Raw genomic sequence first — 12951 nt, 5'->3', positions numbered from 1 at the left:
CGGGCGATCGGGCCGGGTTGGGCAACTCTGGCACACAATGCTCGATGATCATTTCGGGACCGGTGAACGGGGCTGCCCGATTGGGACCGAAACCGGGCGGTATCTGCCCCGACCCGAACAGAGCCTGGACAGATGTTCATCTGTTCTTGACGTCAGGTGACCGTCCATAAGTTCCCGCGAGCCCGCCCGACCACCGCCGGAACGCCCGGCGGCGGGCCGGTCAGCGCACCGGCGGCGGTCCGTCGATCGGCCGGCCGGCCACCCCGGGCCGGCGCTGCCAGGGGAGCGGGCCACCGGCCGGGCGGTACTCGACGCCGAGCGCGTCCAGCACTCCGAGGTGCCCGGCCAGCCGCTGCTCGAAGCCCGTGAAGTCGCGCTCGGCCGGCTCGGCGGGCAGGTCGGACCAGGCGACCTCGGCGAAGGCGACCAGCCGGGGGAAGGCACGGTAGTCGAGGTCCCGGGCGCTGTCCGCGAACTCGCTCCACAGGTTCGCCTGGGTGCCGATGACGTGCCGGGCCGCGGCCCCGTCCAGCTGCGGCGGCACGGGCTCGAAGCGGTAGACGTCCTCCAGCGTGCGCACGAAGCCGACCGGGATCGGCTCGTCCGGCCCGTCGGCCTGCCGGTGGTCGAGGTAGACGTGCTGCTCCGGGCACATCACCACGTCGTGCCCGGCCTCGGCGGCGGCGATCCCGCCGCCGAAGCCCCGCCAGGAGGACACCGCCGCACCGGGAGCCAGCCCGCCCTCCAGGATCTCGTCCCAGCCGATCAGCCGACGGCCGCGTTCGGCCAGCCAGCGGTCGAAGTGCCGGATCAGGTGGCTCTGCAGCTCGTCCTCGTTGGCCAGGCCCAGCTCGCGGATCCGGGCCTGGGCGGCGGCGCTGTCCTTCCACTGCTCCTTGGGGCACTCGTCGCCGCCGAGGTGGACGAACTCGGAGGGGAAGAGTTCCAGGACCTCCTCCAGCACGCCCTCGAAGAAGCGCAGGGTCCCCTCGGAGGCGTTGAGCACGTTGGGGCTCACCCCCCAGTCGGTCCACACCCCGAGCGCGGCGGTGTCCACCACGTCGATGTTGCCGAGCTCGGGGTAGGCGGCGACGGCGGCCTGGGTGTGCCCGGGCAGGTCGATCTCCGGGACGACGGTGATCCCGCGCGCGGCCGCGTAGGCGACGATCTCGCGCAGGTCGTCCTGGGTGTAGTAGCCGCCGTGCGGGCGGTCGTCGCGGCGCTGACCGGTCCGGTAGCCGACCATCGAGCGCTCCCGCCAGGCGCCGCGTTCGGTCAGCCTCGGGTAGCGCTTGATCTCGACCCGCCAGCCCTGGTCGTCGGTCAGGTGCAGGTGCAGCACGTTGAGCTTGTGCGCGGCCAGCAGGTCGACGAAGCGCAGCAGGTCGGACTTGGGCAGGAAGTGTCGGGCGACGTCCAGCAGCACACCTCGCCAGCCGAACCGGGGGGCGTCCACGATGTCGACGCCGGGCAGCACCCAGCCCTCGCGGCGCAGCGGCGCGCGCCGGTAGGCGTCCGCCCCGAGCAGCCGCCGCAGCGTCTGGCCGGCCCACAGGGCACCGGCCGGGCCGCCCGCGGCGAGCAGGGCGTGGCCGGGGCGCACCGTGATCCGGTACGCCTCGGCGGCCAGCGCGTCGTCCAGGACCAGTTCGACGCCCGCGCCCGGCCGGCCCGGGCCGAACGGCAGCCCGGTCGCGGCGGACAGCGTGCCGCGCAGCCAGCGCTCGGCGTCGGCCAGGCCCGGCGGCGCGGTCAGCGTGGTGGCGGCGTCCAGCGGAAAGTCCTCGCCCGGACGGCGGACGGCACTCGACGGTGCGGGGATGAGGTCCATTCCGACATCCTGCCCGCCCTGGAGCGATTGGCGTAGACCATTGCGGAAACGCTGCCATCCAAAACCGCGTTCCGCCCGCGGCCGGCGGCCACCTGCCGTCGCCGGCTACGCGTGGTCGGCTACGTATCGCCGGCTACTTGTCGTCCCCGTCGCCGCCCTGCGGCTTGCCGATGCCGTCGTAGATCTCCTTGCACATCGGGCAGACCGGGTACTTCTTCGGGTCGCGCCCGGGCACCCACACCTTGCCGCAGAGCGCGACCACCGGGGATCCGGAGAGCGCGCTCTCCATGATCTTGTCCTTCTGGACGTAGTGCGCGAAGCGCTCGTGGTCGCCGTCCCCGTGGGACACCTGCGGGACGGGCTCGACCAGGGTGCCGGTGCCGAGGCCGCGCTCGGGCTCAAGAGTGCTCATAGGAGACAAGTCTATGGGCGCCCGCGGAAACCGGGCCAGTGTCGCGCGGGCGAGCGCTGCGGCCGGGCGGGGTTCAGTTCAGCGTCGGGTCGTCCGGGTAGGTCGCCAGCAGCGCCAGCGGCCCGCGCTGGCGGCGCAGCACCGAACGCCACAGCCGCTCCGGCTCGGGGCTGGAGACGTCACCCGGCTCGCAGTCCACCAGGTACCAGGCGCCGGTCTCCAGCTCGGCCTCCAGCTGGCCCGGGGACCAGCCGGCGTACCCGGCGAAGATCCGCAGGCTCCCCAGCTCGCCGGCCAGCACCTCGGGCGGCGCCTCCAGGTCCACCAGGCCGATCGCGCCGTGCACCCGCCGCCAGCCCAGCGGCTCGCCACCGTCCGGCTCCCCCGGCGCGACGGCCAGGCCCAGCGCCGAGTCCAGTGCCACCGGGCCGCCCTGGAAGACCACCGCGGGCTGCCCGACGAGTCTGCTCCAGCCGTCCAGTACGCTGCCCACCTCGACCGGCGTGGGCCGGTTGAGGACCACACCGAGCGCCCCCTCGGCGTCGTGGTCGAGGAGGAGCACCACCGCTCTGGCGAAGTTCGGGTCGGTGAGCAGGGGCGTCGCGACGAGCAGACGGCCGGTGTGCGACCGGCCTCCGTGCGAATGGGCCGCCGTCATGCCTCACATGATCCCGCAGAACTGCACCGGCCGGACACCGCAACACTCGAAACCCCGCCACGCCGGAGCGACACCCGTACGGCCGTATCGGCGGGCGGGAGCGGCCCCGGAGAGAGCACCATCACGGGAGAGGCTCACGGGAACCACCGGCACGCCCACTACCATCTACGGATGGTGGACGCCCCTCTACGGTGCCGACTCGGATTCTCCGGGGGCCCGAACGCGCCCGTACGCCCGTACCACCGGTCCAAACCGCGGCTCCGGACCGGAGCCCGTCCCACTCCTCTGGCACCCCGGATTGCGAGAACGATGACCGACGACGTCCTGCTGGTCCACGGCGGAAACCCGCTCGAAGGCGAGATCCGCGTCCGCGGTGCGAAGAACCTGGTCCCCAAGGCCATGGTCGCCGCCCTCCTCGGCCAGGGCCCCAGCAGACTGCGCAACGTCCCGGACATCCGCGACGTCAAGGTGGTCCGCGGCCTGCTGCAGCTGCACGGCGTGACGGTGCGCACCGGTGACGAGGACGGCGAGCTGATCCTCGACCCGTCGCACGTCGAGAGCGCCAATGTCGCCGACATCGACGCGCACGCCGGCTCCTCGCGGATCCCGATCCTGTTCTGCGGCCCGCTGCTGCACCGCCTCGGCCACGCCTTCATCCCGGGCCTGGGGGGCTGCGACATCGGCGGCCGCCCGGTCGACTTCCACTTCGAGGTGCTGCGCCAGTTCGGCGCCACCATCGAGAAGCACCCGCAGGGCACCTACCTGGTCGCCCCGCAGCGGCTGCGCGGCACCAAGATCGAGCTGCCCTACCCGTCCGTCGGCGCGACCGAGCAGGTGCTGCTCACCGCCGTCCTCGCGGAGGGCGTCACCGAGCTGCGCAACGCGGCCATCGAGCCGGAGATCGTCGACCTGATCTGCGTGCTGCAGAAGATGGGCGCGATCATCACGCTGGGCACCGACCGCACCATCCTGATCACCGGTGTGGACGAGCTGGGCGGCTACACCCACCGCGCCCTGCCGGACCGCCTGGAGGCCGCCTCCTGGGCCTGCGCGGCGCTCGCCACCAAGGGCGACATCTACGTCCGCGGCGCCCGCCAGCTGGAGATGATGACCTTCCTGAACACCTTCCGGAAGGTCGGCGGCGCCTTCGAGGTGGACGACGAGGGCATCCGCTTCTGGCACCCGGGCGGCGAGCTCAAGGCGATCGCCCTGGAGACCGACGTGCACCCGGGCTTCCAGACCGACTGGCAGCAGCCGCTGGTGGTCGCGCTGACCCAGGCCACCGGGCTGTCCATCGTCCACGAGACGGTGTACGAGTCCCGCCTCGGCTTCACCGGCGCGCTCAACCAGATGGGTGCGCACATCCAGCTCTACCGGGAGTGCCTGGGCGGCACGCCGTGCCGTTTCGGCGCGCGCAACTTCCTGCACTCCGCCGTCGTCTCCGGCCCGTCCAAGCTGATCGGCGCCGAGCTGGTCATCCCGGACCTGCGCGGCGGCTTCTCGTACCTGATCGCGGCGCTGGCGGCCGAGGGCACCTCGACCGTGCACGGCATCGACCTGATCAACCGCGGCTACGAGAACTTCATGGAGAAGCTGCGCGACCTGGGCGCCCATGTGGAGCTGCCCAGCGAGCAGCTGGTCGACGCCTGACCGGCGGCCCGTACGGCGAGAGGCCGGGCTCCCCAGTGGGGAGCCCGGCCTCTCGGGCGTTCAAGGGGTGGTTCAGGCGCCCTTGGCGGCTTCCTTCAGCTTGGAGCCGGCGCTCACCTTGGCGCTGTAGCCGGCCGCGATCTGGATCGGCTCGCCGGTCTGCGGGTTGCGGGCGGTGCGGGCAGCGCGGTGGGTGCGCTCGAAGGTCAGGAAACCGGGAATGGTGACCTTCTCGTCGCCCTTGGCGACGACCTCGCCGACGATCTCGGCGAAGGCGGCCAGAACGGCGTCGGCGTCCTTGCGGGTCACCTCGGCGCGCTCGGACAGCGCGGCCACCAGCTCACTGCGGTTCATGTGTACTCCTGTGGTCTGTTCGCTTGCGGTGTGCGGGGGCCCATCGGTGCTCCCACCGGGGGGCACCCGGATGGGCCGCAGGTCCGCACACTGTGCTCGTGCAGGCAATGCGTGGTCGCAGGCCGGGTCCGTACCCGATGCCGCGCGCCGGAGCCGTCGAATGGCCCGCCCGCCCGCCTGGGAACGAATCCTGCCCCGACCGGCCCCGAGAAAGCCAATCGGGCCCCGGCAGGGCCACCCGAACGACGCCCGCCCGTTGGAGGTGTGACGCTCCGTCGGCTCCGGCGGACCGGGAGCGGGCGGCGGTCGGGACGACTCGCCGGAAGACCAGGGGGACGTTCCGTACTTGTCGGACACGCCTGCCCCGTGCAGGGCTACCGTACGCCCTAGGCACGACAAGCCCAAACACGCCCCTCGCCCTTGTGTCGCAAGGGTTCGGGGCGGGCTTGAGCCAGTATGACCGCTAATCGGACATTTGACCGATCGGCGACACCTCGCCGGGCCGGGCGGTCAGAGCTTGACGACGGGGAAGGCGGAGGTGTCGAGGGTGCCCACGATGCCCGGGGTCGGGCGGGACGGCGCCCGGTCCTCCTGGACTCCGGCCAGGGCCGCGTCGCGCACCGCGGCGGCGACGGTCTTGGCGACGTCCTTGTGGAAGACGCTCGGGATGATGTAGTTGGCGTTCAGCTCGTCGTCGCCGACGGTGGTGGCCAGCGCCCGGGCGGCGGCGATCATCATCTCGGTGTTGACGGTCCGGCTCTGGGCGTCCAGCAGGCCGCGGAAGACACCCGGGAAGACCAGCACGTTGTTGATCTGGTTCGGGAAGTCGCTGCGGCCGGTGGCGACCACGGCGGCGGTCTGGCGCGCGATGTTCGGGTCGACCTCCGGGTCCGGGTTGGCCAGCGCGAAGACGATCGCGTCCTCGGCCATGGTGGCCAGGTCGTCGCCGTCCAGGACGTTCGGGGCCGAGACGCCGATGAAGACGTCGGCGCCCGTCACGGCCTCCTTGAGGCTCCCGGTGCGGCCCGAGCGGTTGGTGTGCTCGGCGATCCAGCGCAGGCTGTCGTTGAGGTCCTCACGGCCCTGGTGGACCACACCGTGCACGTCCGCCACGGTGGCGTGCTCGACACCGGCGGCCATCAGCAGCTTCAGGATCGCGGTGCCGGCGGCGCCGGCGCCCGACATCACCACGCGGATGTCGCCGATCTCCTTGCCGACCACCTTCAGCGCGTTGGTGAGGGCGGCCAGCACCACGATCGCGGTGCCGTGCTGGTCGTCGTGGAAGACCGGGATGTCCAGCGCCTCGCGCAGCCGGGCCTCGATCTCGAAGCAGCGCGGCGCGGAGATGTCCTCCAGGTTGATGCCGGCGAAGCCGGGCGCGATCGCCTTGACGATGGCGACGATCTCGTCGGTGTCCTGGGTGTCCAGGCAGATCGGCCAGGCGTCGATCCCGGCAAAGCGCTTGAACAGGGCCGCCTTGCCCTCCATGACGGGCAGCGCGGCCGCCGGGCCGATGTTGCCCAGACCCAGTACCGCGGAGCCGTCGGTGACCACCGCGACGCTGTTGCGCTTGATGGTGAGGCGGCGGGCGTCCTCCGGGTTCTCGGCGATCGCCATGCAGACCCGGGCGACACCCGGGGTGTAGATCATCGAGAGGTCGTCACGGTTGCGGATCGGCAGCTTCGAGGACATCTCGATCTTGCCGCCGAGGTGCATCAGGAAGGTGCGGTCCGAGACCTTGCCGATCGACACGCCGTCGATCGCCCGGAGCTTCTCGACGATCTCCTCGCCGTGGGCGACCGAGGAAGCCGCCACGGTCACGTCGATCCGCAGCGCCTCCAGACCGGACGCGGTGACGTCGAGACCGGTGACCGATCCGCCGGAGGACTCCACGGCCGTGGTGATCGCGCTGACCGCGTTGCCGCGGGCCGGGACCTCCAGCCGCACCGTGATCGAGTTGGAGACACTGGGCACCGTCGCCATCGACGCTTCCTTCTTCCGTCTGTCCCGCAGGCTCAACATTTTGTTGAAGGCATCGCCTGCGCATGCTAGACCTCGATCGTCGCACCTTCCAAGGGGTAGCCAGAAATAACGTTCATTGAGTGTGTGGATCCGACAATTCCGGGCCGCCGCCGGAGGTCTCCGGCGTCCACTCCTTGCCTCTCCGGGCCGATGCGTTACATTGGACGGGACACCGGCTCGATCCAAGCCCCCGGGCCCAACCTTCGTCCCTTCGAGGGACCACTTGCCGCGAGGCGAGCATGGCGGGTCGGTGTCGTCAACGTCTGAAGGCCCCTCACCGACGGTGGGGGGCCTTCCTGCTGGTCCGGGCCGGGCGGCCCGGACCGGTCAGCCGTGCAGCAGCGCGGGCACTCCGTCCGCGTCCGGCAGGTCGTCCGGACCGGACAGCACGGTCAACCGCTGGGTCGCCCGGGTCAGCGCCACGTACAGCACCCGCAGGCCGGCCTCCGACTCGCCGGCGATGCCGGTCGGATCGGCCACCACCGTCGCGTCGTACTCCAGTCCCTTGGCCTCCAGGCTGCCCAGCGCCACCACGCGTTCGCCCAGATCCTCGGCCCAGCCCGCCGCCTCGGCCCGGCGGTCCATCGGCACCACGATCGCCACGGTGCCGTCCACCTCGTCCAGCAGCCGCTCCAGCTCCGCCCTGGCGGCCTTGCCGAAGGCCTCCGGCGACGGATCGGTGACGGCCGCGAAGCGCGGCTCCACACCGACCCGGCGCACCGCGCTCGGCGAGGGGGTGCCCGGGGCGGCCAGCGCCAGCACCTTGGCCGCGACCTCGGCGATCTCGGCGGGGTTGCGGTAGTTGACGGTCAGCGTGAAACGGCGGCGCGGCTTGCCGGCCAGCACCTCGTCCAGCGCGGCCTGGGCCTCCTGCGGGAACGGCCAGGACGACTGCGCGGGGTCGCCCACGATCGTCCAGGTGGCCATCCGGGCCCGGCGGCCGATCATCCGCCACTGCATCGGGGTGAGGTCCTGCGCCTCGTCCACGATGACGTGGGCGTACTCCGTGCGCTCGACCGGACGGCGGTCCCGCTGGCGGGCGCTGCGGTCGGCGAAGGTGGTGACCTCCTCCAGGCCGCTGAGCAGGTCCACCGCGTCCACCTCGCGCACCTTGGGCCGGGTCGGCTCGCCGAGCAGCACCTGCAGCTCGTCCACCAGCGCCACGTCGTGCGCGGACAGCGCGCCCTCGCCCGCCGGGGTCAGGTGGCGCCAGGAGGCCGCCAGCAGCCTCGCCTCGTCCGGGTTGACGGCGCGGCGCGCGATCCGGTTGGTGTGGCGGCTCTGCTTGAGGGTGCCGAGCACCCGGCGCGGGGTCAGCGACGGCCACCAGGCGTCCAGGAAGTCCAGGAACGCCGCCTCGTCCGAGACGTACTCGTCGAAGGACTCCTTCTCCTCCTGGCGCTGCTCGCGGGCGTAGTGGTCGGCGGGCCTGGGCAGGTGCCTGGTCGCCCCCTGCCACAGGGCGTCCAGCAGCAGCCGACGGGCGCGCGGGCGCAGCAGGTTCAGCGGGGTGCCGCCGGAGCCCACGACGTTGCCGCGCACGGCCTTCAGCCGGCCCGCGTCCAGCTTCAGCACCTCGCCGCGGGCGACCACCTTGAGCTCCTGCGGGGCGCCCAGCTCCAGCGCCGCCCGGGCGGCCCGGCGCAGCAACTGCACCATCCGGGCCGAGCCCTTGACCCGGGCCGCCTCCGGGGTGTCGTAGGTGCCGGCCTCGATGCCGTCCACCAGCGAGCCGACCGCGCGGATGGCGACCTGCCCCTCCTCCCCGAGCGAGGGCAGCACGCCCTCGGTGTAGGAGACCAGCAGCGGGGTCGGCGAGACCACCAGGATGCCGCCGGCGTAGCGGCGGCGGTCCTGGTAGAGCAGGTAGGCGGCGCGATGCAGGGCGACGGCGGTCTTGCCGGTGCCGGGGCCGCCGGTGACGAGGGTGGCGCCCGCCGCGGCGGCGCGGATCACCTCGTCCTGCTCCTTCTGGATCGAGGAGACGATGTCGCGCATCGAGTGGCTGCGGGCACGGCCGAGCGAGGCCATCAGCGCTCCGTCGCCGACCACGGCCAGCTCCCGGCCGTCCAGGGTGGGGGTGAGGTCGGGGCGCAGCAGGTCGTCCTCGACGCCGATCACCTTGCGGCCCTTGGAGCGGATCACCCGGCGGCGGATGACCCGGCCCGGCTCGACCGGGGTGGCGCGGTAGAACGGCGCGGCGGCGGGGGCCCGCCAGTCGATCACCAGCGGGCCGTACTCGGCGTCCAGCACGCCCAGGCGGCCGATGTGGAGTGTCTCGGCGACGGCCGGATCGGCCGGGTCGAGCGGGGTGTCGGACGGGATGCCGTGCTCCTCCGGGGCGTCCGCCCGCTGGAGGTCGATCCGGCCGAACAGGAAGTCCTCGAACTCACTGTTGAGTCGCTGGAGGTGGGCCCCGGCCCGGTAGACCTGGGCGTCGCGCTCGGCGAGCGCGCCGGGAGTGCCGACCTGGACCCGCTTGGCGGCGTCCTCCAGGATGTACTCGGCTTCGGCGAGCTTCTCCTCCAACCGGTGGTAGACGGTGTCGAGGTGCTGCTGCTCACCGGCGATCTCGCGCTCGCGGACGCTCTCGTGGTCGGCGGTGGGGGTGGTGTCCGTGTTGCTCTGCATGGCCTCGGGGGTTGCGACGGAATCCGGCTCCGGAAAACGAGCGGACGGATGATCCTACGCCCGGGCGCGCGGCCGCGCCTCACCGGGAGTGCGGAAAATCCGAAGGCCGTCCACCGCTCGGAGCGGTGGACGGCCTTCGGTGTGAACATGGGGTGGTGGAGATGCCGGGAATCGAACCCGGGTCCAGTGGAGTTAATTCAGGGCTTCTCCGAGCGCAGTCCGCTGTGCTTTTCTCGGCCCTGGCGGTCACGCGGACAAGCCGCCAACAGGCCCAGCTGCTGTTTGATTTCCCATCCGCCCTCGCAGCCCGGGCGGACGGTTGAGTTCCCTAGATTATGCCAGGGTCCGGGTCGGGAACTCCCCGGTCTGACACCCAAGCGCTATCGCTGCTTAATTAGGCAGCGAGAGCGAACTGCTGGGAATCGCGCTTAGAGTTGGCGATTATTTTTTTGCGACACGTGGTTAACGAGATCATTGCCGCGTTCCTCGGCTCGCTTCCCCTGTTTCAACATCCCCTGTCGAAACCGATCATCCCCATGTTTTTTTGAGAAACAGCTCGGACGTTGACCGTCCGTGGTGCTTGCGCCATAGTACGCGAGGCGACGGGCGAGGGTCCAGCGGATTAACGCTGGCGTCGCCGGGCCGCCGCCACCGCGCGGGCCGTCTCGCGGGTGTCCTGCTTCTCGCGCAGCGTCTGGCGCTTGTCGTACAACTTCTTGCCGACCGCGAGTGCCAGCTCGAGCTTGACCCGGCCGTCCTTGAAGTACAGCGAGAGCGGGACCAGGGTGTGACCGGCGTCCCGGACCTTGGTCTCGATCTTGCGGATCTCCATCTTGTGCAGCAGCAGCTTGCGCTTGCGCCGGGCCGCGTGGTTGGTCCAGGTCCCCTGGGTGTACTCGGGGATGAAGACGTTGTCGATCCACGCCTCGTGGTTCTGGATGTAGGCGTAGCCGTCGACCAGGTTGGCCCGCCCCTCGCGCAGCGACTTCACCTCGGTGCCGGTGAGCACGAGGCCGCACTCGTAGGTGTCGAGGATCGTGTACTCGTGTCGCGCCTTCTTGTTCTGCGCGATCAGCTTCTGTCCGGTTTCCTTTGCCATAGCGCGGTCATTCTCGCATCCCGGCGGCCGGTCGGGCAGCTGCTTTAGCGCCGGCACCGGTGCTCCGGGCGCCGGAGCGGGTGTTCCGGCGCCCGGAGCACCGGTGGGCTAGGCCCGGGTCCCGAGCCCGGCGAGGACGCGCAGGGCGAGCGCGTCGGCGTCCTGGCCGGCGGCGGCCGGAACGTCCGGGGTGAGGCCGGTGCCGTCCAGCGAGCGGCCGGCCGGGGTGTAGTAGCGGCCGACGGTCAGCTCCAGCACGGCGCCGTCGGCGAGCCTGCTGGGCTGCTGGACGGTGCCCTTGCCGAAGGTCCGGGAACCCACCACCACGGCGCGGCTGCGGTCCTGGAGGGCGCCGGCGAGCAGCTCGGCGGCGCTCATCGTGCCGCCGTCCACCAGCACCACCAGCGGGGTTCGCTCGTCCCCGCCCGGCGGCGCGGTCAATTCCCGCTTCCCGCCGCGCTCCTGGTACGAGCCGACCGCCCCGCCGTCCAGGAAGACCCCGGCGGTGCCGACCGCCTCGTCCACCAACCCGCCGGAGTTGCCGCGCAGATCGAGCACCACGCCGGCGTGCGGGGCGCGCAGGGCGGCCCGCACCTGCTCGGCCACGCCGCTGGTGAAGGCGTGGACGGTGATCCGCAGGTCCCCCTTGTCCAGCCGTTCGGCGCTGACCTGCCGGCTGTCCAGCAGCACGCGCCGCAGCCTCAGTTCGCGCACCGGCCCGTCGCCCCGCCGGACGGCCAGGGTCACCTCGGAGCCGGCCCTGCGCTCGCCGCCCTGCCCGCGCAGCCGGGCGACCACCTCGGTGACGGGCAGGTGGTCGGCCTGGTCCCCGTCGATCCGCAGCAGCCGGTCGCCGGGGGCGATCCCGGCCTCGGCGGCCGGGCCGGACGGGGTGACCTGGGACACCGCGGTGACGCCGTCCTCGCCCCGGCCGACCGAGAGGCCGACGCCCGGGTAGCGGCCGTCCAGGCCCTGGCTGAACTCGGCGTACTCCTGGGCGCTGTAGTACGCGCCCCAGCGGTCGCCGCCGGCCGCGAGCAGGTGCTCGGCCTGCTGCTCGGACAGCACGGTGCCGGCCGGGTCCGAGGGGAGCCCGGCGGACCCGGCCGGGGCGAGGTCGGCGGAGGCCCGGTGCGGGGGCGCGCTCGGGTCGCCCCAGGCACCGGTGGCGGCGCCGGCGATCAGCACGGCACCGAACACCAGGCTGAGGGCGGCCACCTGACGTGCCCTGCGCGGAGTTTGCAGCATGGCACCGGAGTGTAGACACCGCACCGCGCGCGGCGGGCCGGAACGGGGACCGCGGAACGGCGACGGCCCCGGACGGCGCAGTGCCGTCCGGGGCCGAAGGATCCGCCGGGGGTCAGACCTTGAGGTACTTGCGCAGCGTGAAGAACGCCGCGATGCCTGCCATGCCCATCCCCACCACGATCAGCAGCGGGATCACCGCGAGCACCGAGCTCAGCCCGATGAAGTGGATGAACTGCACCCGGTCGGCCAGCCAGTGCTGGACGAAGAAGTGCCCGCCGAGCAGCAGGCCCGAGGCCATCACCGCGCCGAGCAGCGCGGCGAACGCGGCCTCGGCGATGAACGGCATCTGGACGTAGAAGTTCGAGGCGCCCACCAGGCGCATGATGCCGGTCTCGCGCCGCCTGCTGAACGCCGACACCCGGACGGTGTTGACGATCAGCAGCAACGCGACGAAGAGCATCAGCACCATGATCACGAAAGCCGCCGTCTGGAGGCCGTTGAGCAGGCCGAACAGGTTCTCCAGGATCTTCCGCTGGTCCTCGACCGACTTGACGCCGGGCTTGCCGGCGAAGGCGCTCTGGATGACGTCGTACTTGGTCGGGTCGTTGAGCTTGACCCGCCAGGACTGCGGCATGGCGTCCGCGCCAAGCACGGAGATGAGCGGGTTGTCCGGGTTCATCTCCTTCCAGTGCTTGTACGCGTCGGCGGAGCTCTCGTAGGTCGAGGACTGGACCACCGAACTCATCTTGTCCAACTGGTCCTTGATGTCCCGGACCTGCTGGTCGGTGGCCGCACCCTTGTCACACTGCGGCGAGTTCCGGGCGTCCGCCTTGGTGCAGAAGTAGATGCTCACCTCGACCTTGTCGTACCAGTACCCCTTCATGGAGTTCACCTGGTCGCGGACCAGGAGCGAGGAACCGGCGAGGGCGAGGGAGAGCGCGACACTGACCACGACCGCGATGGTCATGGTCAGATTGCGTCGGAGACCCACACCGATCTCCGACAGGACGAACTGGGCACGCATGCGGGAAACAACTCCAGGGTCG

Annotated in this window: 10 protein-coding genes and 1 other RNA gene; 1 reads left to right on the top strand and 10 read right to left on the bottom strand. The window is 71.6% G+C overall.

The window, feature by feature from the left end; genetic code table 11:
* Positions 1-220 precede the first annotated feature (220 nt).
* The 3 genes from ACZ4WV_RS08445 to ACZ4WV_RS08435 all read right to left on the bottom strand — a co-directional run bounded on the left by ACZ4WV_RS08445 (position 221) and on the right by ACZ4WV_RS08435 (position 2901).
* The gene (locus ACZ4WV_RS08445) at positions 221-1831 is read right to left on the bottom strand and encodes a beta-N-acetylhexosaminidase (protein WP_465744131.1); all 1611 of its coding nucleotides are present in this window, start codon (positions 1829-1831) and stop codon (positions 221-223) included.
* Between the two features lie 133 nt (positions 1832-1964).
* A complete protein-coding gene (locus ACZ4WV_RS08440) occupies positions 1965-2243 on the bottom strand; it encodes a DUF3039 domain-containing protein (RefSeq protein WP_196947467.1) in 279 nt (92 codons plus the stop codon).
* A gap of 73 nt (positions 2244-2316) precedes the next feature.
* Positions 2317-2901, bottom strand: coding sequence for a YqgE/AlgH family protein (locus ACZ4WV_RS08435; protein WP_465744129.1), 585 nt, complete (start codon positions 2899-2901; stop codon positions 2317-2319).
* 309 nt (positions 2902-3210) lie between these two features.
* Here ACZ4WV_RS08435 and murA point away from each other — a divergent pair, with 309 nt between their 5' ends.
* The gene (murA, locus tag ACZ4WV_RS08430; protein ID WP_030283988.1) at positions 3211-4551 is read left to right on the top strand and encodes a UDP-N-acetylglucosamine 1-carboxyvinyltransferase; all 1341 of its coding nucleotides are present in this window, start codon (positions 3211-3213) and stop codon (positions 4549-4551) included.
* Positions 4552-4623: 72 nt separating this feature from the next.
* On the opposite strand, the gene ACZ4WV_RS08425 is transcribed toward murA, so the two are convergent.
* The 7 genes from ACZ4WV_RS08425 to ftsX all read right to left on the bottom strand — a co-directional run bounded on the left by ACZ4WV_RS08425 (position 4624) and on the right by ftsX (position 12929).
* Positions 4624-4905, bottom strand: a complete 282-nt coding sequence (locus ACZ4WV_RS08425; protein ID WP_030059737.1) for an HU family DNA-binding protein — start codon at positions 4903-4905, stop codon at positions 4624-4626.
* Between the two features lie 510 nt (positions 4906-5415).
* The gene (locus ACZ4WV_RS08420) at positions 5416-6888 is read right to left on the bottom strand and encodes an NAD-dependent malic enzyme (protein WP_465744127.1); all 1473 of its coding nucleotides are present in this window, start codon (positions 6886-6888) and stop codon (positions 5416-5418) included.
* Between the two features lie 366 nt (positions 6889-7254).
* On the bottom strand, positions 7255-9558 hold the full coding sequence (locus ACZ4WV_RS08415) for a HelD family protein (protein ID WP_465744125.1): 2304 nt from the start codon (positions 9556-9558) through the stop codon (positions 7255-7257).
* 153 nt (positions 9559-9711) lie between these two features.
* Positions 9712-10094: a transfer-messenger RNA gene (ssrA, locus tag ACZ4WV_RS08410) on the bottom strand.
* A gap of 86 nt (positions 10095-10180) precedes the next feature.
* Positions 10181-10657 carry an SsrA-binding protein SmpB gene (gene smpB, locus ACZ4WV_RS08405; RefSeq protein WP_465744123.1) on the bottom strand — a complete coding sequence of 159 codons (477 nt, stop codon included), beginning with the start codon at positions 10655-10657 and terminating at the stop codon, positions 10181-10183.
* Between the two features lie 108 nt (positions 10658-10765).
* Positions 10766-11905: a S41 family peptidase gene (locus tag ACZ4WV_RS08400; protein ID WP_465744121.1), complete on the bottom strand. Its 1140-nt coding sequence runs from the start codon at positions 11903-11905 to the stop codon at positions 10766-10768.
* Positions 11906-12017: 112 nt separating this feature from the next.
* Positions 12018-12929 (bottom strand): permease-like cell division protein FtsX, encoded by a 912-nt coding sequence (gene ftsX / locus ACZ4WV_RS08395; RefSeq protein ID WP_465744119.1) that lies wholly within the window; start codon positions 12927-12929, stop codon positions 12018-12020.
* Positions 12930-12951 lie beyond the last annotated feature (22 nt).

Source organism: Kitasatospora sp. NPDC029312, assembly GCF_055569215.1.
The sequence above is the reverse complement of the archived record's forward strand: the minus strand, read 5'-3'. Positions and strand labels throughout refer to the sequence as shown.